Genomic DNA, 21,432 nt, shown 5'->3' with positions numbered 1-21,432 from the left:
TGGGTGCGCTACGGTCGATCAGGACGAGAAAACCGTGTGACTGCGTGCTGCCCTGCGCGGCGTACGGACCCGATGGAATCCCTCCGAGTCCGAAGGGAAAATCGAGTGCCCAATTCGGCAGAATCGGGATCGATGGAGTTACTCGACGTCGACGGGGCCTGGTTATACACCCCGGAAATCATGCGGGACGAACGGGGAGAATTCCTCGAATGGTTCCGCGGGCGGACATTCCAGGAGAAGATCGGCCACCCTCTCTCGCTCGCCCAGTCCAACTGCTCGGTGTCCCGCAAGGGCGTCCTGCGCGGCATCCACTTCGCCGACGCCCCGCCCGGCCAGGCCAAGTACGTCACCTGCGCCTCCGGCACCGTGCTCGACGTGGTCGTCGACGTACGCCGGGGCTCGCCCACCTTCGGCCGGTGGGTCGCCGTCCGGCTCGACGCGGCCCGCCACCAGGGACTCTACCTGGCCGAAGGACTCGGCCACGCGTTCATGGCCCTCACCGACAACGCCACGGTCGTCTACCTCTGCTCACAGCCCTACGTGGCCGAGGCCGAGCGGGCCGTAGACCCTCTCGACCCGGCGATCGGCATCGCATGGCCGACGGACATCGACATCGTCCTGTCGGCGAAGGACACCCACGCACCGTCCCTGGCGCAGGCCGCGGAGACCGGCATCCTGCCGGACTACGAGGAGTGCCGCGCCTACATCGCGGAGGCGGCCGGCGTGGGGCCGGCCCGGTGAAGGCCCTCGTGCTGGCCGGCGGTTCCGGCACCCGGCTGCGGCCGATCACCCATACCTCCGCCAAGCAACTGGTCGCCGTCGCGAACAAACCGGTGCTCTTCTACGGCCTGGAGGCCATCGCGGCCGCCGGGATCACCGACGTCGGCCTGATCGTCGGCGACACGGCCGGCGAGGTCCGCGCCGCCGTCGGCGACGGCGCCAAGTTCGGCCTTGACGTCACCTACATCGAGCAGAGCCACCCCCTGGGCCTCGCCCATGCCGTACTGATCGCCCACACCTACCTCGGCGACGACGACTTCGTCATGTACCTGGGCGACAACTTCATCGTCGGCGGCATCGACGACCTGGTCCGCACCTTCCGCAGCGGCAGGCGGCCCGCCGCCCAGATCCTGCTCACCCGCGTGTCCGACCCCAGTGCCTTCGGCGTCGCCGAACTCGACGACGACGGCCGGGTCGTGGGCCTGGAGGAGAAGCCCCGGCACCCGAGGAGCGACCTGGCACTGGCCGGCGTCTACTTCTTCACCCCCGCCATCCACGCGGCCGTCCGCGCCATCGAACCCTCCTGGCGCGGCGAACTGGAGATCACCCACGCCATCCAGCACCTCATCGACAACGGCGCCGACATCCAGTCCATGGTCATCGAGGGCTACTGGAAGGACACAGGCAACGTCGCCGACATGCTGGAGGTCAACCGGACCGTACTGGAGCACCTGGAGCCCCGCATCGAGGGCACGGTGGACGAGGACACCGTCGTGATCGGCAGGGTCGTGGTCGGAGAGGGCGCGCGGGTGACGAACTCGCGCATCATGGGCCCCGCCATCATCGGCGCCGGCGCGGAGATCTCCGACTCCTACATCGGCCCGTTCACCTCGGTCGGCGACAACTGCCGCATCACCGGCAGCGAGATGGAGTTCTCCATCATGCTCGCCGGATCGGCGATCACCGGCGTGCGCCGTATCGAGGGATCACTGATCGGCAGGAACGTCCATGTGACCCACAGCCTGCACGCCCCCAACGCCCACCGCTTCGTCCTCGGAGACCACAGCAAGGTGGAGATCCAGTCATGAACCTCCTCGTCACCGGTGCCGCCGGATTCATCGGCTCCCGCTACGTGCACCACCTGCTGGAAGCAGCCCGGGCGGGCGGGGAACCCGCCCCCGTGATCACGGTGCTGGACAAGCTCACCTACGCCGGCATCCTCGGCAACGTCCCCGACGACCCCGCCGTCACCTTCGTGCGCGGTGACATCGGCGACGCACCGCTGGTGGACTCCCTCATGGCCGAAGCCGACCAGGTGGTGCACTTCGCTGCCGAGACCCACGTGGACCGCTCCATCACCTCGCCCGGGACCTTCGTCCGCACCAACGTCCTCGGCACCCAGGTGCTGCTCGACGCGGCCCTGCGGCACGGCGTCGGGCCGTTCGTACACGTGTCCACCGACGAGGTCTACGGCTCCATCGAGCACGGATCCTGGCCGGAGCACCAGCCGTTGTGCCCGAACTCGCCGTACTCCGCCTCCAAGGCCTCCTCCGACCTGCTCGCGCTGTCCTACCACCGCACCCACGGCCTGGACGTCCGCGTCACCCGCTGCTCCAACAACTACGGGCCGCACCAGTTCCCCGAGAAGATCGTCCCGCTGTTCGTCACCAACCTCCTCGACGGCCTGCGGGTCCCCCTCTACGGCGACGGCCTCAACGTCCGCGAGTGGCTGCACGTGGACGACCACTGCCTGGGCCTCGACCTGGTCCGCACCCAGGGCCGGCCCGGCGAGGTCTACCACATCGGCGGCGGCACCGAACTGACCAACCGGGACCTCACGGGCCTCCTGCTGGACGCGTTCGGCGTGGGCTGGGACGTCGTCGACCCGGTGGCGGACCGCAAGGGCCACGACCGCCGCTATGCCCTCGACTGCACCAAGGCCGGGGACGAACTGGGCTACCGGCCGCGCCGGGACTTCGCCGAGGGCATCGCCCGCACCATCGACTGGTACCGCGACAACCGCGCCTGGTGGGAACCCCTGAAGAAGCGGCCGGCCAGCCCCGCCGCCCCCCGAGAGGCAGCGGCCCCGTGAGATGGCTGATCACCGGCGCCGCCGGAATGCTGGGCCGGGAACTCGTCCGGCGCCTCGCTGAGAACGAGGAGGACGTCGCGGCCCTCGGCCACGACCACCTCGACGTCACCCGCCCCTGGGCCGTGCGGGCGGCACTCGCCGAGCACCGTCCCGGGATCGTCGTCAACTGCGCCGCCTACACGGCCGTCGACGACGCCGAGACGGACGAGGCCGCCGCTGCCCTCCTCAACGCCGAGGCGCCCCGGCTGCTGGCCGAGGCCTGCGCCCCCCACGGCGCACGCCTCGTCCACCTGTCCACCGACTACGTCTTCCCCGGCGACGCCCGCACCCCCTACGCCGAGGACCACCCCACGGCTCCCCGCAGCGCCTACGGACGCACCAAACGGGATGGCGAGCAAGCGGTGCTGAAGGCACTGCCCACCGCCACCGTGCTGCGCACCGCCTGGCTGTATGGGCGCACCGGCCGCAGCTTCGTCCGCACGATGATCGAACGGGAGGCGCGCGGCGGCGCCATCGACGTCGTCGCCGACCAGCGCGGCCAGCCCACCTGGACCGGCGACCTCGCCGACCGCATCATGGCCATCGGCCGGCTCCCCGGCGTCCACGGCGTCCTGCACGCCACCAACGCCGGTTCCGCCACCTGGTACGACCTCGCACAAGAAGTCTTCCGGCTCCTCGACGCCGACCCCGGGCGGGTCCGGCCCGCCACCGGCGCCGCCTACCGCAGACCCGCCCCCCGCCCCGCCTACAGTGTCCTCGGCCACGACCGCTGGCGCGGGACCGGCCTCGCACCCCTGCGTGACTGGCGCTCGGCCCTGCGCGAGGCGTTCCCCGGCCTCCTCGCCCCGGAACACCCACCGACCCGGCGAGGAGCAGCATGAAACGAGGCGTGCACGACCTCGCCCTCTTCGGCGGCGACGCGGCCTTCCTCCAGCCCCTCTACATGGGGCGCCCCAACACCGGTGACCGCAAACGCCTGCTGGACCGCCTGGAATGGGCCCTGGACAACCGGTGGCTGACCAACGGCGGCCCGCTCGTCCGGGAGTTCGAGCAGCGCATCGCCGACCTGGCCGGCGTACGCAACTGCGTCGCCACCTGCAACGCCACCGCGGGACTCCAACTGCTGCTGCGCGAAGCGGAGGTCACCGGCGAAGTGATCATGCCGTCGATGACCTTCGTCGCCACCGCCCACGCCGTCCGGTGGCTCGGACTGCGCCCCGTCTTCTGCGACATCGACCCCGGCACAGGCTGCCTCGACCCCAAACTCGTCGAAGCCGCCGTCACCCCCCGCACCGGCGCGATCCTCGGCGTCCACCTCTGGGGCCGGCCCAGCCCGGTCGACGAACTCGCCGCCTTAGCCGCCGAGCACGGACTGAAGCTCTTCTACGACGCCGCCCACGCCCTCGGATGTACCTCGCGGCAGCGCCCGCTCGGCTCCTTCGGCGACGCCGAGGTCTTCAGCTTCCACGCCACCAAGGTCGTCAACTCCTTCGAGGGCGGCGGCATCGTCACCGACGACGACACCCGCGCCGAGCGCCTGCGCGCGCTGCACAACTTCGGCCTGGGCCACGACGGCGTCGGCGCCGGCATCAACGCCAAGATGAGCGAGGCGGCCGCTGCCATGGGCCTGACCTCCCTGGAGGGCTTCGCCGACGCGGTCGCGAGCAACCGCGCCAACTACGAGCTCTACCGGCAGGAACTCACCGGCCTCCCCGGCATCCGGCTCATCGACTACGACCCGGCGGAACGCAACAACTACCACTACGTCATCGCCCTGATCGACGCCGGCACCACCGGACTCCACCGGGACCTCCTGCTCACCCTCCTGCGCGCGGAGAACGTCGTCGCGCAGCCCTATTTCTCCCCCGGATGCCACCAGCGCGATCCCTACCGCACCGAGCACCCGGTCTCCCTGCCGCACACCGAACACCTCGCCGAGCAGGTCATCGCCCTGCCCACCGGTCCCGCGGTCTCCCGCGAGGACATCCGACGCGTCTGCGACATCATCCGGGTCGCCAGCGCGCACGGACCGCGGATCACCGCCCAGGCCGGCGCCTAGGGGGTGTCTTGTCGATCAGGCCGGATCAGCGAGCGGCGTCTGGTGCGGTGCATCGCAACCCGCGTGAGGAGAGCGCAGCGGCGCTGCGCGCGACGAGCGCGGGGCCGCGAGGTGCCGTGCCAGACGTCGGGAGCCCGGCATGATCGGCGAGACACCCCCTAGCACCACGTCGAAGCCCCGGGTACCTCGCGGACGCACCGGGGGCGGACGCAGGAGGGCGCACCTCCCGGAGGGACACCCGGCCCGATCCGAACGGAAGACAAGGAAGACAAGGAGCGCACGCACGTGGCACTTCAGGTCGATCGCACGCCCCTGGACCCGATCGCGGTCTGCGCATGGCCCGCAGGGGACAGCGCCGCCGCCGCGGCGCTGCGTCCACTCCTCGACGAGGACGCCCCCGGCACCGGACTGGAACCCGACCGGCTCGCCGAGCACCTCATAGCCCTGGCTCGCCGCTACGGCACCGAACCCTTCACGCCCCTGGAGAGCGCCCGCCGCGGACTCGGCCTGGACCGTGCCACCTTCTCCCGCGTCCTCGCCGCCTTCCACCGCACACCCGCGCTGCGCACCGCGGTCGAGCAGGGTCCGGCGGGCATGTACTGGACCAACACCATCCTGCCGCTGGAACGCCGCGGCGTTCTCGACGCCGCGGTAAGGGGCGAGCCCGCCTTCCCCTACAGCGTCGGCCTCTACCCCGGTCCCAGCTGCATGTTCCGCTGCCACTTCTGCGTACGCGTCACCGGCGCCCGCTACCAGCAGTCGGCCCTCACGGACGGCAACGCGATGTTCGCGTCCCTGATCGACCGGATGCCCACCGACAACCCCCACGCCCTGTACCTCTCCGGTGGCCTGGAACCCCTGACCAACCCGGGCACCGGCGACCTCGTCCGCCGTGCTGCGGCGCGCGGTTTCAAACTCTCCCTCTACACCAACTCCTTCGCCCTGACCAGGCAGACCCTCGACCGCCAGCCGGGCCTGTGGGACCTGTACGCCCTGCGGACCTCCCTGTACGGGCTCAGCGAGGACGACTACGTCGCCACGACCACGAAGAAGGGCGCCTTCCAGCGCGTCAAGGACAACCTCACCCGCTTCCAGGCCCTGCGCCGGGAACGCGAAGCGCCCGTACGCCTCGGCCTCAACTACATCATCCTGCCGGGCCGGGCCGGGCGGCTGATCGGGCTGGCCGACTACATCGCCGACCTCAACGACGCCGCCCCCGACCGTCCCGTGGACTTCCTCACCCTCCGCGAGGACTACAGCGGACGACTCGACGGCAAGCTCGCCCCCGAGGAACGCGGGGAACTCGAGCACGGCCTCGCCGCGTTCGAGGAACGGATCAGGACACGCGCCCCGTCCCTGCACGTCGACTACGGCTACGCCCTCCAGAGCCTGCGCCTGGGCGTCGACGCGGAACTGCCGAGGATCCGGCCGGAGACCATGCGGCCCACGGCCCATCCCCAGGTCGCCGTCCAGGTCGACCTCCTGGGCGACGTCTACCTCTACCGCGAGGCGGGCTTCCCCGGCCTCCAGGGCGCCGAGCGCTACGTCGCCGGCCGGCTGACCACCGGCACGGGACTGGAGGAGGTCGTCCGGCGGTTTGTCACCGAGGGGCGGCAGGTGGCACCCCGGCCCGGCGAGGAGTACTTCCTCGACGGCTTCGACCAGACCGTCACGGCACGCCTCAACCAACTGGAGACCGACATCGCCGACGGCTGGGCGGAGCAGCGCGGTTTCCTGCGCTGATCCGGCATTCCGCTGCGGACCGCGGCCCCCCTCCTGGTAGAGTGATCGTCATGGCATTCATGGAGCTTTACCACTGATCGCGGTCCGCGTGCGGTGACTTGGACGGCCTTCGCCCGGCGCCTGCCGCATGCCCGCCCGCAACACCGGCTCCCGTAACGGGACGAGCCGGTGGTCAACCATCAGTTTCTTTCCGCCCGGCCCGTGTCAGGCATATGTGTGCATGCCGCCGTACGCCTGCGCCGGTGCCCCGGCGGAACACCTCACCGGAGTGAGATCCATGACGAGCGAGTACCGCTCTGCCTCCGTGACACCCCGTCACATCTCCTTCTTCAACATCCCCGGCCACGGCCACGTGAACCCGTCCCTCGGCATCGTCCAGGAACTGGTCGCGCGCGGCCACCGGGTCAGCTACGCCATCACCGAGGAGTTCGCCGCACAGGTCAAGGCGGCCGGCGCGACGCCCGTGGTGTACGACTCCATCCTGCCGAAGGAGTCCAACCCCGAGGAGTCGTGGCCGGAGGACCAGGAGTCCGCGATGGGCCTGTTCCTCGACGAAGCCGTCCGGGTCCTGCCGCAGCTGGAGGACGCCTACGCCGACGACCGGCCGGACCTGATCGTCTACGACATCGCCTCCTGGCCCGCCCCGGTGCTCGGCCGGAAGTGGGACATCCCCTTCGTCCAGCTCTCCCCGACCTTCGTCGCCTACGAGGGCTTCGAGGAGGACGTGCCCGCGGTGCAGGACCCCACGGCCGACCGCGGCGAGGAGACCGCCGCCCCCGCGCAGACCGGGGACGCCGAGGAGGGGGCCGAGGCCGAAGACGGCCTGGTGCGCTTCTTCACCCGGCTCTCGGCCTTCCTGCAGGAGCACGGGGTGGACACCCCGGCCACCGAGTTCCTCATCGCGCCCAACCGCTGCATCGTCGCACTGCCCCGCACCTTCCAGATCAAGGGCGACACGGTCGGCGACAACTACACCTTCGTCGGTCCCACTTACGGCGACCGGTCCCACCAGGGCACCTGGGAAGGTCCCGGGGACGGGCGTCCGGTGCTGCTGATCGCCCTGGGCTCGGCGTTCACCGACCACCTCGACTTCTACCGCACCTGCCTGGCCGCCGTCGACGGCCTGGACTGGCACGTGGTGCTCTCCGTGGGCCGCTTCGTCGACCCCGCGGACCTCGGCGAGGTCCCGCCGAACGTCGAGGTGCACCAGTGGGTGCCGCAGCTCGACATCCTGACCAAAGCCTCCGCGTTCATCACACACGCGGGCATGGGCAGCACCATGGAGGCCCTGTCGAACGCGGTGCCCACGGTCGCCGTGCCGCAGATCGCGGAGCAGACCATGAACGCCGAGCGGATCGTCGAGCTGGGCCTCGGCCGGCACATCCCGCGGGACGAGGTCACCGCCGAGAAGCTGCGCGAGGCCGTGCTCGCCGTCGCCTCCGACCCCGGTGTCGCCGAACGGCTCGCGGCCGTCCGGCAGGAGATCCGTGAGGCGGGCGGCGCCCGGGCGGCCGCCGACATCCTCGAGGGCATCCTCGCCGAAGCAGGCTGACCGCCCCTGCCTGACGGTGCGGCGGGCTGCCCGGCCCGCCGCATGAGAGTCGGCCCCCATATCCGGCGACGGGTACGGGGGCCGACGTGCGCGGGCCCGGGCTCAGCAGGGGGCCACCGCGCTTCGTACCGCCTCGATCACCGCCGTGACGGCGTCGTCGGACAGGTGCGGACCCATGGGTAGGCTCAGCACCTCCCGGGCGAGCCGTTCCGCCACGGGCTGTGCGCGGGCGGCCTGCCGGCTGCCGGCGTACGCCTCCGACCGGTGCACCGGCACCGGGTAGTGGATCAGCGTCTCGACGCCGGCTGCCGCCAGCCGCTCCCGCAGCGCGGACCGGTCCGCGGAGCGGATCACGAACAGGTGCCACACGGGCTCCGCCCACGGCGCCGGCCTCGGCAGCACGAGCCCGTCCGGACCGTCCAGGCCGGAGAGCCCGTCGAGATAGCGCGCCGCCACCGCGGCCCGGCGCTCGGTCCAGGCGTCCAGGTGGGCGAGCTTGACCCGCAGAACGGCCGCTTGCAGCTCGTCCAGCCGGGAGTTGGTGGCCCGGATCTCGTGCCGGTACTTCTCTCGCGACCCGTAGTTGCGCAGCAGGCGCACCCGCTCCGCCAGCTCCGCGTCGTCCGTCACCACGGCGCCGCCGTCACCGAAGCCGCCCAGGTTCTTGCCCGGGTAGAAGCTGAAGGCGGTGGTGGACCACGCGCCCACCCGCCGGCCGTACGCCTGCGCACCGTGCGCCTGGGCGGCGTCCTCGAGGATCCGCACGCCGTGCCGCTCGGCGACCTCGGACAACGCCGCCAGGTCCGCCGGATGCCCGTACAGGTGCACCGGGAGGATCGCCCGGGTGCGGGAGGTGATCGCAGCCTCGACGCGTTCCGGGTCCAGAGTGAACGTCGCCGGCTCCGGCTCCACCGCGACGGGCTCCGCACCCGTCGCCGAGACGGCGAGCCAGGTCGCGGCGAAGGTGTGCGCCGGGACGATCACCTCGTCACCCGGCCCGATGTCCATGGCGCGCAGCGCCAGTTCCAGGGCGTCGCACCCGCTGCCCACCGCCACGCAGTGCCGGGCCCCGCAGTAGGCGGCCCACTCCGTCTCGAACGCGGCGAGTTCGGGGCCCAGGAGGTAGCGCCCGGAGTCCAGGACGCGGCCGGTCGCGGCGTCGATGTCGCGCTTGAGCTCCAGGTAGGCGGCCCGGAGGTTCAGGAACGGAACGTCCATGCGCCCTCCGTGGGAGCTGCTCACGGCGCCGTGGCGCGGAGCGGGAGACGGCCGAGGGACGGGCCCACCATGACCTGCCGTCCGGGTCCGGTCACCCAGGCGTGGGCGCCGCTGTCCCAGTTCTGGAGAGCCCTGCGCTCGACGCGCAAGGTCAGCCTCCTGCTCTCGCCCGGCCGCAGCTCGACCTTCCCGTAGGCCGCCAGGGCACGCTTGGCCTGCGGCACCCGCACGTTCGGGGACGGTCCCACGTAGACCTGCGGGACCTCCTTGCCGGTGCGCGTACCGGTGTTGCGCAGCGTGAAGCAGACGTCGAGCCCGCCGTCCGCCGCCGTCACCTTCAGGTCCCGGTAGTCGAAGGAGGTGTACGACAACCCGTAGCCGAAGGAGAACAGCGGCTGGGCGTCCTGCTGTTCGTACCAGCGGTAGCCGGAGTAGATGCCCTCGGAGTAGTCCAGTTCGTCATCGACTCCCGGGTAGCGCCTGGCGTCCCCGGCGAACGGCGTCTGCCGCTCGTCGGCCGGGAAGGTCTGGGTCAGCCGGCCTCCCGGGTCGGCGTCGCCGAACAGCAGGGCGGTGGTCGCCTCGGCGCCGGCCTGGCCCGGGTACCACATGGTGAGCACCGCGGCGGTCTTCCTCAGCCAGGGCATGGTGAGGGAGGAGCCCGTGTTGAGCACCACCACGGTCCGTGGGTTGACCGCGGCCACGGCGCTGATCAGGTCGTCCTGGCGGCCGGGCAGGGACAGCGACGTGCGGTCCCCGTCCTCCGAGCCGTCGTCGTACGCGAAGACGACCGCGGTCCTCGCCGTCCGCGCGATCGACACGGCCCGGTCGATCGCCTCCTGGGCGGCCTGCGGAGTGACCCACGTCAGCTCGAAGGTCATGGGCGACTTCGCCAGGGCCGCGCCGGTGATGCGCAGCTTGTGCGTGCCGGCCGCCAGCCGCATGGGGCGGCTGCTGACGTCGCCGTAGACCAGGCCGGCGCTGAACGGCTCCTGGCCGTCGAGTTCGACATAGGCGTTGCCGCCCTGCGCGCGGGCCGCGATGCGGTAGCTGCCGGTGGCCGGCACGGTGATGGTGCCGTCGTAGAGGACACCGCCCTCGCCGGCGGGGAACACCTCACCCGAGGGGCGGGGCGCGGAGAGGGCGGACTGCGGAACGGGAACCCCGACCGTCTCCTCACCGGTGCTGTAGCGCACGGTGCTGCCGGCGCCGGCCCGTTCGCGGATGGTGTCCAGAGGGGCAGACGCGGCGTCCGGCACGATGTACGAACTGCCCAGCCCCGTCACCTTCGGGACCTTGGCGGTGGGGCCGATCACGGCGATGTCCGCCGCCGTCTCCGTGGTCAGGGGAAGGGCGGCGTCCTCGTTGCGCAGCAGGACGGCGCCGTCCTCGGCGACCTGGCGCGCGACCTTCAAGCCGCCCGCGAGGTCGCGCGCCGGGCGGGCGGGCGGATCCTCGTCCAGCAGCCGGAACCGGGCCATCTGCGACACGATGCGGGTGACGGCCTCGTCGAGGGCCGACTCGGGGATGCGTCCCGCCCGGATCGCCGCCTTGAGCGGGTCGCCGAAGAACTTGCCGCCGGGTATCGGCTCGCCCGGGGCGGGTTCGTGGTCCAGCTCGATGCCGAGTTCCTGGTCGAGCCCCTTGGTGAGGGCGTCCGTGCTCTGCGTCGCCAGCCAGTCCGAGGTCACCCAGCCATGGAACTTCCACTGCTCCTTGAGTACCTTGTTCAGCAGTTCGTCACTGCCGCAGGCCGGCTGGCCGTTGACCTTGTTGTAGGCGCACATCACCGAGCCGGTTCCGGCGGCCACGGCGCTCTCGAAGCCGGGCAGTTCCCGCTCGCGCAACGTCTGTTCGTCGACGTTCACATTCACGCTGAAACGATTCTTCTCCTGGTTGTTCGCCGCGTAGTGCTTGGTGGCGGCGATCAGCCCCTGACTCTGGATGCCCTTGATCTCCGCGGCAGCCATCCGCGAGGTGACCAGGGGGTCCTCGCTGAACGTCTCGAAGTTCCGCCCGGCGTACGGCACGCGTATGGAGTTCACCATCGGCGCGAACACCACGTCCTGCCCGAAGACGCGCCCCTCCCGGCCGATCACCGCCCCGTAGGACCGCGCCAGGCCGTCGTCGAAGGTGGAGGCCAGCGCCACGGGAGCGGGCAGCGCGAGGGACGGCCGGTGGATCGTGATCCCGGCGGGACCGTCGGTGGCCCGCATCTCGGGTATGCCGAGGCGGGGAACGCCCGGCATATACACCTTTGCCGACTCATCGCTCGTGTGATAGGTCCAGTGCACGAACGACAGCTTTTCCTCCAGGGTCATCCGAGCCGTCAGAAGACGACCCGTTTCCCACGGATCGCCCGATTCGGCGACGGACGGAACAGAGGGGAGGAGGGCGAGACTGAGGGCCAGGCCGAGGGTACCCGCAAGGGCCCGCGGCGGGACCGGACTCCTGCGCTGCACGCGGCCGCCGAGACGTAACCGAAGTAGTTTCAAAGGGCTTCCAAATCCTCCGCGCCCTCGTTCTGCGGGGCGCATGACATGGGCGGTTGTCGCGACCACAGTGCACCGTCACCGAAGCCGGAGCAATGCCCGTGAATAAGGTCGCGCCTCTCCATGGGGGATCTCTGCATGCGATCATGCCCAGCCCAAGTGATGGTCATGCACGTCTCAAGAAGGGGCTTGCCTGGGGGGCGTGCGCTGATCTAGCGTTGCCGCACGACGACGAGTCGTGAGCGAGGCGAACGCTCTGCCGCTCAGGGGGGTGAACAGACGGCAGCCCGGACGGTCGACGAGGGTCAAGCGGACCGCAGGCGGCAGAACGCAGCCGCCCTCCGAGGCGCCCGTGCCGACCATCCTCGCAGGTCCTTCGCCATGTCCGTCGCAACTCTCCGATCGCTGCCGCCGATGGCGACGGCCCGGCACCGAGGCCCCTAGACCAAGGGGCGAAGCGGGGGGCCGGTCGCGATGCACGAATCGGACCCACGCGAACACCGGCATATCCACCCCAGCGCGTCGGTAGAGGTCGTCCCCGATGACGGGCGAACGACGACCGAAAAGCAGACCCCTTGATTCGCTTCCATGGTTGTGGCAGCCGCGGGGAGCGTCGGCAGAGAGGTGGGAAACCATGTCTATTCCCGGCGGGGAAAACGGGCGTTCCATTGCCATTGTCGGAGTTGCGTGCCGACTGCCGGGCTCTGCCACCCACCACGAGTTCTGGAGACTCCTGGCCGGCTCCGCGGACGCATTGGGCGAGCCCCCCGCCGACCGTTCCCCGACCGGCTTATTATCCTCGTCTCCCGCTCCGCACGGCGGATTCCTCGACAGCATCGACACTTTCGACGCGGATTTCTTCAACATCTCGCCCAGAGAAGCCGGTGTCCTCGACCCCCAGCAACGCCTCGCGCTGGAACTCGGCTGGGAAGCGCTGGAAGACGCCGGAATCGTCCCGCGACACCTCAGGGGAACCCGCACCTCGGTCTTCATGGGCGCCATGTGGGACGACTACGCGCACCTGGCGCACGCACGGGGAGAAGCCGCCCTCACCCGGCACTCCCTGACGGGAACGCACCGCGGCATGATCGCCAACCGGCTCTCCTACGCCCTGGGCCTCCAGGGCCCCAGCCTCACCGTCGACACCGGACAGTCCTCCTCCCTCGCCGCCGTGCACATGGCCTGCGAGAGCCTGGCCCGCAGCGAATCCGACCTCGCCCTCGTCGGCGGCGTCAACCTCGTCCTCGATCCGGCCGGCACGACTGGCGTCGAAAGGTTCGGAGCGCTCTCACCGGACGGCAGGTGCTACACCTTCGACTCCCGGGCGAACGGCTATGCCCGAGGAGAGGGCGGCGTCGTAGTCGTCCTCAAGCCCACCCACCGCGCGCTCGCGGACGGCGACACCGTCTACTGCGAGATCCTGGGAAGCGCCCTCAACAACGACGGCGCCACGGAAGGCCTCACCGTCCCCAGCGCCCGCGCCCAGGCGGACGTCCTGCGACAGGCCTGGGAACGGGCACGCGTGGACCCGGCGGACGTCCAGTACGTGGAACTGCACGGAACCGGCACACCGGCCGGCGACCCCGTCGAGGCCGAGGGCCTCGGTACCGCGCTCGGCACCGCACGCCCGGCCGAAGCCCCGCTCCTGGTCGGCTCGGTCAAGACGAACATCGGTCACCTCGAAGGCGCGGCAGGCATCGCGGGCCTTCTGAAGACGGTCCTGAGCATCAAGAACCGGCACCTCCCGGCAAGCCTGAACTTCACCTCGCCCAACCCCTGCATCGACCTTGACGCCCTGCGCCTGCGCGTCCACACCACGTACGGCCCCTGGCCGAGCCTCGGCCGGCCGCTGGTGGCGGGCGTCTCCTCCTTCGGCATGGGCGGGACGAACTGCCACGTCGTCCTGTCCGAGTTACGGAACGCGGGAGACGACGGCGCAGGAGAAGGGCCGTACACCGGCACGGAAGGCCGACTCGGCTCCGCGGAGGCGGAAAAGAGGCTGGACCCGGCAGCCGGAAACGGTCTTGATCCCGCCCAGGACACCCACCGCCACCCGCCGCTGATCCTGTCCGCCCGCAGCGATGCGGCCCTGCGCGCACAGGCGGAACGGCTCCGCCGCCACCTGGAGCACAGCCCCGGACAGCCCCTGCGGGACACCGCCTACAGCCTGGCGACCCGCCGCCAGGTCTTCGAGCGGCACGCCGTGGTCACCGGACACGACCGCGAGGACCTGCTCAACGGCCTGGGGGACCTGGAGAACGGCCTCCCGGCCCCCCAGGTCCTGCTCGGCCGCACGCTCACCCCCGAACCGGGCGGCCTCGCCTTCCTCTTCTCCGGGCAGGGCAGCCAGCACCCCGGCATGGGCAAGCGACTCCACCAGGCGTTCCCCGGCTTCCGGGACGCCCTGGACGAGGTCTGCGCCGAACTCGACACCCACCTCGGCCGACTCCTCGGCCCCGAGGCCGGCCCGCCCCTGCGCGACGTGATGTTCGCCGAGCAGGGCACGGCACACAGCGCCCTGCTCTCCGAGACCCACTACACCCAGGCCGCCCTCTTCGCCCTGGAAACCGCCCTCTTCCGCCTCCTGGGCCAGTGGGGCCTGAGACCCGACCACCTCGCAGGCCACTCCGTCGGCGAGATCGCGGCCGCCCACGCCGCAGGCATCCTCGACCTGTCCGACGCGGCCGTACTCGTGGCCACCCGCGGCGCGCTGATGCGTTCCCTGCCCGGCGGCGGCGTCATGCTCTCGGTCCAGGCACCCGAGTCCGAGGTCGCACCCCTGCTGCTCGGCCGCGAGGCCCACGTCGGCCTGGCCGCCGTGAACGGCCCCGACGCGGTGGTCGTGTCCGGCGAGCGCGACCACGTCGCCGACATCGAACAGGCCCTCCGGGACAGGGGCCGCAAAAGCCGGTACCTGCGCGTCAGCCACGCCTTCCACTCCCCGCTCATGGAACCGGTGCTGGAGGAGTTCGCCGAAGCCGTCACCGGCCTGACCTTCCGGGCACCGACTACACCCCTCGTCTCCAACCTCACCGGCGCACCAGTCGACGACCGGACCATGGCCACGCCCGCCTACTGGGTCCGGCACGTTCGGGAAGCGGTCCGCTTCGGCGACGGCATCCGGGCACTCAGGGAACTGGGCACCAGCAGCTTCCTGGAAGTCGGGCCGGACGGCGTCCTCACCGCCATGGCGCGCGCATGCGTCACCGCCGCCCCGGAGCCCGGCCACCGCGGCGAACCGGGCGCCGGTGCCGACGCCCACACCGCGGCGCTGCTGCCCGCCCTGCGCCGAGGACGGGACGAGGCGCGATCACTCACCGAGGCCGTGGCACGGCTCCACCTGCACGGCGTACCGATGGACTGGACCTCCGTCCTTGGTGGCGACGTGAGCCGGGTCCCCCTCCCGACGTACGCCTTCCAACGCGAATCCCACTGGCTGCCGTCCGGAGAGGCTCACACGCGACCGGCGAACGACACCAAATCCGGCACGGGACGGACCGAGGCGTCCCCGCCGCAGCCGCACGACGTCCTGCACCTCGTGCGCAGCCACGCGGCGGCTGTGCTCGGACATTCCCGGGCCGAGCGGATCGACCCCGACCGCGCGTTCCGCGACCTCGGCTTCGACTCGCTGACGGCGCTGGAACTGCGGGAACGGCTCGACACCGCACTCGGCCTCCGCCTGCCCAGCAGCATCCTCTTCGACCACCCGAGCCCCGGCGCACTGGCACGCTTCCTCCAGGACGACGGTACGAGGCGCCCCGAACAGGAGAAGACGAACGGCACGCGCGCCACGGAGCCGGGCCCGGACCCGGACGACGAGCCGATCGCCATCGTCGGCATGGCGTGCCGCTTCCCAGGTGGCGTGACCTCTCCGGAGGACCTGTGGCGCCTGCTCGCCGCCGGCGAGGACGCGGTGTCCGGCTTCCCCACGGACCGGAGCTGGAACGTCACTGACTCCGCCACGCGCCGCGGAGGCTTCCTGTACGACGCCGGGGAGTTCGACGCCGCCTTCTTCGGGATCTCGCCGCGTGAGGCGCTGGTGATGGACCCGCAGCAGCGGTTGCTGCTGGAGACGTCCTGGGAAGCCCTCGAACGCGCGGGCGTGAACCCCAGCAGCCTGCGCGGCAGCGACACGGCCGTGTACATCGGAGCCACGGCGCAGGACTACGGCCCCCGACTGCACGAGTCCGACGACGACTCGGGCGGCTACGTCCTGACCGGCAACACCGTGAGCGTGGCCTCCGGCCGCGTCGCGTACTCCCTCGGCCTGGAGGGACCTGCGGTCACGGTGGATACGGCGTGTTCGTCATCGCTGGTGGCACTGCACCTGGCCGCGCAGGCACTGCGCCGGGGCGAGTGCTCGCTGGCATTGGCCGGCGGAGCCACGGTGATGCCTTCGCCCGGCATGTTCGTGGAGTTCTCACGGCAAGGGGGCCTCTCCGAGGACGGCCGCTGCAAGGCGTTCGCCGCGACGGCGGACGGCACCGGCTGGGCCGAGGGTGTGGGTGTGTTGTTGGTGGAGCGGTTGTCGGAGGCGCGGCGGTTGGGTCATCGGGTGTTGGCGGTGGTGCGGGGGAGTGCGGTCAATCAGGATGGTGCGTCGAATGGGTTGACGGCTCCGAATGGTCCGTCGCAGCAGCGGGTGATCCGTGCGGCGTTGGCTGACGCCGGTCTGGCTCCTGTCGATGTGGATGTGGTCGAAGCACACGGTACGGGGACGCGGTTGGGTGATCCGATCGAGGCTCACGCGTTGCTGGCGACGTATGGGCGGGGGCGTGCGGGTGGGCGTCCGGTGGTGTTGGGGTCGGTGAAGTCGAACATCGGTCATACGCAGGCTGCGGCTGGTGTGGCGGGTGTGATGAAGATGGTGCTGGCGCTGGAGCGGGGTGTGGTGCCGCGGACGTTGCATGTGGATGAGCCGTCACCGCACGTGGACTGGTCGGCTGGTGAAGCGGAGCTGGCGGTTGAGCCGGTGGTGTGGCTGCCGGGTGAGCGTGTGCGTCGGGCCGGCGTGTCGTCGTTCGGGATCAGTGGCACGAATGCGCACGTGATTGTGGAGGAGGCGCCTGCGGAGCCGTCGGTGGAGCGGGGTCCGGGTTCTGTTGTGGGTGTGGTGCCGTGGGTGGTTTCCGGTCGGGATGCGGGGGCGTTGCGTGAGCAGGCGGCACGCTTGGCTGCGCATGTTTCGGGTGTAAGTGTGGGCGATGTGGGGTGGTCGTTGGTGGCCACCAGGTCGGTGTTCGAGCACCGGGCGGTGATGGTCGGCAGCGAACTCGCATCCTTGACGGAGTCGTTGGCCGGTTTTGCCGTGGGTCGGGTTGGGCCGGGTGTGGTGTGGGGTGTGGCTCCTGCTGAGGGTCGTCGTGCGGTGTTTGTCTTCCCTGGTCAGGGATCGCAGTGGGTGGGGATGGCGGCTGGGTTGCTGGATGCGTGCCCGGTGTTCGCGGAGGCGGTGGCGGAGTGCGCTGCGGTGCTGGATCCGTTGACCGGCTGGTCACTGGTCGAGGTGCTGCGCGGTGGTGATGAGGCTGGTCTTGGGCGTGTTGATGTGGTGCAGCCGGCGTTGTGGGCGGTGATGGTGTCACTCGCTCGGACGTGGCGGCATTACGGTGTGGAGCCTGCCGCGGTCGTGGGGCATTCGCAGGGGGAGATCGCTGCGGCCTGTGTGGCTGGGGGCTTGAGTCTGGCCGATGGTGCGCGGGTGGTGGCACTGCGGAGCCGGGCGATCGCCCGGATCGCTGGTGGGGGCGGCATGGTCTCCATCAGCCTCCCGGCCGACCGCGTCCGCACCATGCTGGAGGAGTTCGGCGGCCGGATATCGGTCGCCGCGGTCAACGGCCCGTCCTCGACCGTCGTCTCCGGCGACGCACAGGCGCTGGACGAGCTGCTGGCCGGCTGCGAGCGGGAGGACGTCCGGGCTCGTCGTGTCCCGGTGGACTACGCCTCCCACTCTGCGCAGATGGATCAGTTACGCGACGAGTTGCTGGAGGCGCTGGCGGACATCACTCCGCAGCGTTCCAGTGTGCCGTTCTTCTCCACGGTGACGGCCGACTGGCTGGACACGACCGCCCTGCACGCCGGGTACTGGTTCACCAACCTGCGGGAGACCGTCTGGTTCCAAGAAGCCGTCGAAGGGCTCCTCGCACACGGGATGGGCGCGTTCATCGAGTGCAGCCCGCACCCCGTCCTCGTTCCCGGTATCGAGCAGACCCTCGACACGGTGGATGCCGATGCTGTGGCGCTGGGTTCGCTACGGCGTGATGAGGGCGGCTTGGATCGGTTCCTCACGTCCCTTGCGGAAGCCTTCGTCCAGGGTGTCCCGGTTGACTGGTCCCGCGCCTTCGAGGGTGCTAGCCCCCGCATCGTCGACCTGCCCACGTATCCCTTCCAACGGCAGCGCTACTGGCTGCTCGACAAGGCGGCGCAACAGGAACGCGAGCGGCTGGAGGACTGGCGCTACCACGTCGAGTGGCGCCCCGTTACGACACGAACTTCCGCACGGCTGTCCGGTGTCTGGGCCGTGGTGATTCCGGCACGTCTGACCCATGACTCACTGGTGGTCGGCGCCATCGACGCACTGGAGCGAGGCGGCGCCCGTGCCGTGTCCGTGGTGGTCGATGAGCGGGACCACGACCGGCAAGCGCTGGGCGAGGCTCTACGGAACGGGCTGGGCGACGACGACCTCGCCGGGGTGCTCTCCCTTCTGGCCCTCGACGAAGCCCCGCACGGCGGCCACCCCGACGTGCCCGTCGGCATGGCCACTTCGCTGGCGCTCGTGCAAGCGATGGCGGACGCCGCGGCCGAGGTGCCCGTATGGTTCGCGACCCGAGGCGCCGTAGCGGCACTGCCCGGTGAGTCACCGGAGCGACCCAGGCAGGCGCTGCTCTGGGGGCTGGGACGGGTCGTCGCCCTGGAACAGCCGCAGATGTGGGGCGGGTTGGTCGACCTCCCGCAACACCTGGACGCGGACGCGCGCCGACGGCTGGTCGATGTCGTGGGCGGCCTGGCGGACGAGGACCAGCTTGCCGTACGGGCCTCCTCCGTCCTCGCCCGACGCCTCGTTCGTACGCCGGGTCACCGTATGTCGAGCCAGGCGAGCGGGCGCGAGTGGTCGCCCAGCGGCACGGTCCTGGTGACCGGAGGCACCGGGGCGCTGGGCGCGCACGTCGCCCGCTGGCTGGCCGGCAAGGGCGCCGAGCATCTGGTGCTCACCAGCCGTCGCGGAGCGGACGCAGCCGGGGCCGCTGCCCTTCGGGACAGCCTCACGGACATAGGTGTCCGGGTGACCCTGGCCGCGTGCGATGCAGCGGACCGGCACGGACTGGAGACGCTCCTCGACTCGCTGCGCACGGATCCGGCGCAGCTGACGGCCGTCATCCACGCCGCGGGTGCTCTGGACGACGGCATGACGGCGGCGCTCACACCGGAGCAGATGAACAACGCCCTGCGGGCCAAAGTCACGGCCACCGTCAACCTGCACGAACTGACCCGGGACCTCGACCTCTCGGCCTTCGTACTGTTCTCGTCCATCTCCGCCACCCTGGGAATTCCCGGGCAGGCCAACTACGCGCCGGGAAACTCGTTCTTGGACGCCTTCGCGGAATGGCGCAGAGCCCAGGGGCTCGTGGCGACCTCCATCGCCTGGGGACCGTGGTCCGGCGGCACCGGCATGGCCCACGAAGGGTCGGTGGGCGAACGGCTCCAGCGGCACGGTGTACTCGCCATGGAACCCGCGGCGGCCATCGCTGCGCTCGATCACACGCTGGCGAATGGCGAAACCGCAGTGGCTGTGGCCGACATCGACTGGAGCAGGTTCTTCCTGGCGTACACAGCGCTGCGGGCACGGCCCTTGATCGGAGAGATAGCCGAGGTACGCCGCATGCTGGAGTCCGGCTCAGGCCCCGGCGACGCCATGCCGGACCGTGCCGAACCCGAGCTTGCCGTGCGTCTCGCGGGCCTCACCGCGGTCGAGCAGGAACGCCTTCTGATGCAGCTCGTGAGGGAGCAGGCCGCCGTCGTCCTCGGACATTCCGGCGCCGAGGCGGTGGCTCCGGACCGAGCGTTCAAGGATCTCGGATTCGACTCGCTGACCTCGGTCGAACTGCGCAACCGGCTGAACACCGCCACCGGCCTCAGACTGCCCGTGACGGCCGTCTTCGACTACGCGAGGCCCGCGGCGCTGGCCGGCCATCTGCGCTCCAGGCTGATCGACGACGATGGTGACCACGGTGCAGTGCCCGTCATGGAGAAGCGCGCGATCGACGAGCCGATCGCGATCGTGGGAATGGCATGCCGTTTTCCGGGAGGCGTCGCTTCCCCGGAGGATCTGTGGGATGTGCTCACCGCTGGTGAGGACGTTGTCTCCGGACTGCCGCAGAACCGCGGGTGGGACTTGGGGCGCCTGTACGATCCCGATCCGGACCGGGCCGGTACGTCGTACATGCGTGAGGGCGGTTTCCTGCACGAGGCGGGGGAGTTCGACGCCGCCTTCTTCGGTATCTCGCCGCGTGAGGCGTTGGCGATGGACCCGCAGCAGCGGTTGCTGCTGGAGACGTCCTGGGAGGCCCTCGAACGGGCCGGCATCGCACCTTCGAAGCTGGCGGGCAGCCCGACCGGTGTGTTCTTCGGCATATCGAACCAGGACTACGCCGCCCAGGCGGGCGACGTGCCGTCCGAGCTGGAGGGCTACCTGCTCACCGGCTCCATCTCCAGCGTCGCTTCGGGGCGTGTTGCTTACACGTTCGGTCTTGAGGGGCCTGCGGTGACGGTGGATACGGCGTGTTCGTCGTCGTTGGTGGCGTTGCATCTGGCGGTGCAGGCGTTGCGGCGGGGTGAGTGCTCGCTTGCGTTGGTGGGTGGGGTGACGGTGATGTCGTCGCCGGTGACGTTGACGACGTTCAGTCGGCAGCGGGGTTTGTCGGTGGATGGCCGGTGCAAGGCGTTCGCGGCTTCGGCGGATGGTTTTGGTGCTGCCGAGGGTGTGGGTGTGTTGTTGGTGGAGCGGTTGTCGGATGCGCGGCGGTTGGGTCATCGGGTGTTGGCGGTGGTGCGGGGGAGTGCGGTCAATCAGGATGGTGCGTCGAATGGGTTGACGGCTCCGAATGGTCCGTCGCAGCAGCGGGTGATCCGTGCGGCGTTGGCTGACGCCGGTCTGGCTCCTGTCGATGTGGATGTGGTGGAGGCGCATGGGACGGGGACGCGGTTGGGTGATCCGATCGAGGCGCAGGCGTTGCTGGCGACGTATGGGCGGGGGCGTGCGGGTGGGCGTCCGGTGGTGTTGGGGTCGGTGAAGTCGAACATCGGTCATACGCAGGCTGCGGCTGGTGTGGCGGGTGTGATGAAGATGGTGCTGGCGCTGGAGCGGGGTGTGGTGCCGCGGACGTTGCATGTGGATGAGCCGTCACCGCACGTGGACTGGTCGGCTGGTGAAGCGGAGCTGGCGGTTGAGCCGGTGGTGTGGCTGCCGGGTGAGCGAGTGCGTCGGGCCGGCGTGTCGTCGTTCGGGATCAGTGGCACGAATGCGCACGTGATTGTGGAGGAGGCGCCTGCGGAGCCG

General features: G+C 70.6%; 10 protein-coding genes. 8 read left to right on the top strand and 2 right to left on the bottom strand.

Translation table 11 applies throughout. The features are described 5' to 3' along the window. Nucleotides 1-132 precede the first annotated feature (132 nt). The 7 genes from rfbC (at nt 133) to ASC60_RS35145 (ending at nt 8,166) form a co-directional block, all read left to right on the top strand. Complete coding sequence (gene rfbC, locus ASC60_RS35175) at nt 133-741, top strand: dTDP-4-dehydrorhamnose 3,5-epimerase (RefSeq protein WP_055557775.1); 609 nt, start codon at nt 133-135, stop codon at nt 739-741. Continuing rightward, nucleotides 738-1,808, top strand: a complete 1,071-nt coding sequence (locus ASC60_RS35170; protein WP_055557774.1) for a glucose-1-phosphate thymidylyltransferase — start codon at nt 738-740, stop codon at nt 1,806-1,808. Before rfbC ends, ASC60_RS35170 begins: the two co-directional genes overlap by 4 nt. Next, entirely contained in the window at nt 1,805-2,812 is a 1,008-nt protein-coding gene (rfbB, locus tag ASC60_RS35165; RefSeq protein ID WP_055557773.1) for a dTDP-glucose 4,6-dehydratase, read from the top strand. The genes ASC60_RS35170 and rfbB overlap by 4 nt, the downstream gene beginning before the upstream one ends. Continuing rightward, nucleotides 2,809-3,693 carry a dTDP-4-dehydrorhamnose reductase gene (rfbD, locus tag ASC60_RS35160; protein ID WP_055557772.1) on the top strand — a complete coding sequence of 295 codons (885 nt, stop codon included), beginning with the start codon at nt 2,809-2,811 and terminating at the stop codon, nt 3,691-3,693. The genes rfbB and rfbD overlap by 4 nt, the downstream gene beginning before the upstream one ends. Then, nucleotides 3,690-4,871 carry a dTDP-4-dehydro-6-deoxyglucose aminotransferase gene (locus tag ASC60_RS35155; RefSeq protein ID WP_055557771.1) on the top strand — a complete coding sequence of 394 codons (1,182 nt, stop codon included), beginning with the start codon at nt 3,690-3,692 and terminating at the stop codon, nt 4,869-4,871. The genes rfbD and ASC60_RS35155 overlap by 4 nt, the downstream gene beginning before the upstream one ends. A 285-nt stretch (nt 4,872-5,156) precedes the next feature. Continuing rightward, nucleotides 5,157-6,614: a dTDP-4-amino-4,6-dideoxy-D-glucose ammonia-lyase gene (gene desII / locus ASC60_RS35150; protein ID WP_107097249.1), complete on the top strand. Its 1,458-nt coding sequence runs from the start codon at nt 5,157-5,159 to the stop codon at nt 6,612-6,614. Nucleotides 6,615-6,891: 277 nt separating this feature from the next. Then, nucleotides 6,892-8,166, top strand: coding sequence for an OleI family self-immunity macrolide glycosyltransferase (locus ASC60_RS35145; RefSeq protein WP_055557770.1), 1,275 nt, complete (start codon nt 6,892-6,894; stop codon nt 8,164-8,166). A gap of 102 nt (nt 8,167-8,268) precedes the next feature. Here ASC60_RS35145 and ASC60_RS35140 read toward each other — a convergent pair whose 3' ends face one another. Together ASC60_RS35140 and ASC60_RS35135 are read right to left on the bottom strand one after the other, a co-directional pair. Continuing rightward, on the bottom strand, nt 8,269-9,384 hold the full coding sequence (locus ASC60_RS35140) for a DegT/DnrJ/EryC1/StrS aminotransferase family protein (protein WP_055557769.1): 1,116 nt from the start codon (nt 9,382-9,384) through the stop codon (nt 8,269-8,271). 20 nt (nt 9,385-9,404) lie between these two features. Next, nucleotides 9,405-11,705, bottom strand: coding sequence for a beta-glucosidase (locus tag ASC60_RS35135; protein WP_055557768.1), 2,301 nt, complete (start codon nt 11,703-11,705; stop codon nt 9,405-9,407). Nucleotides 11,706-12,510: 805 nt separating this feature from the next. Here ASC60_RS35135 and ASC60_RS42435 point away from each other — a divergent pair. Beyond that, nucleotides 12,511-21,432, top strand: an 8,922-nt coding sequence (locus tag ASC60_RS42435; RefSeq protein ID WP_199831135.1) for an SDR family NAD(P)-dependent oxidoreductase, incomplete at its 3' end; no start/stop codon positions are given.

Origin of the sequence: Streptomyces sp. NBRC 110028, assembly GCF_001417735.1 — a bacterium.
Taxonomy (GTDB): domain Bacteria; phylum Actinomycetota; class Actinomycetes; order Streptomycetales; family Streptomycetaceae; genus Streptomyces.
The sequence above is the reverse complement of the archived record's forward strand: the minus strand, read 5'-3'. Positions and strand labels throughout refer to the sequence as shown.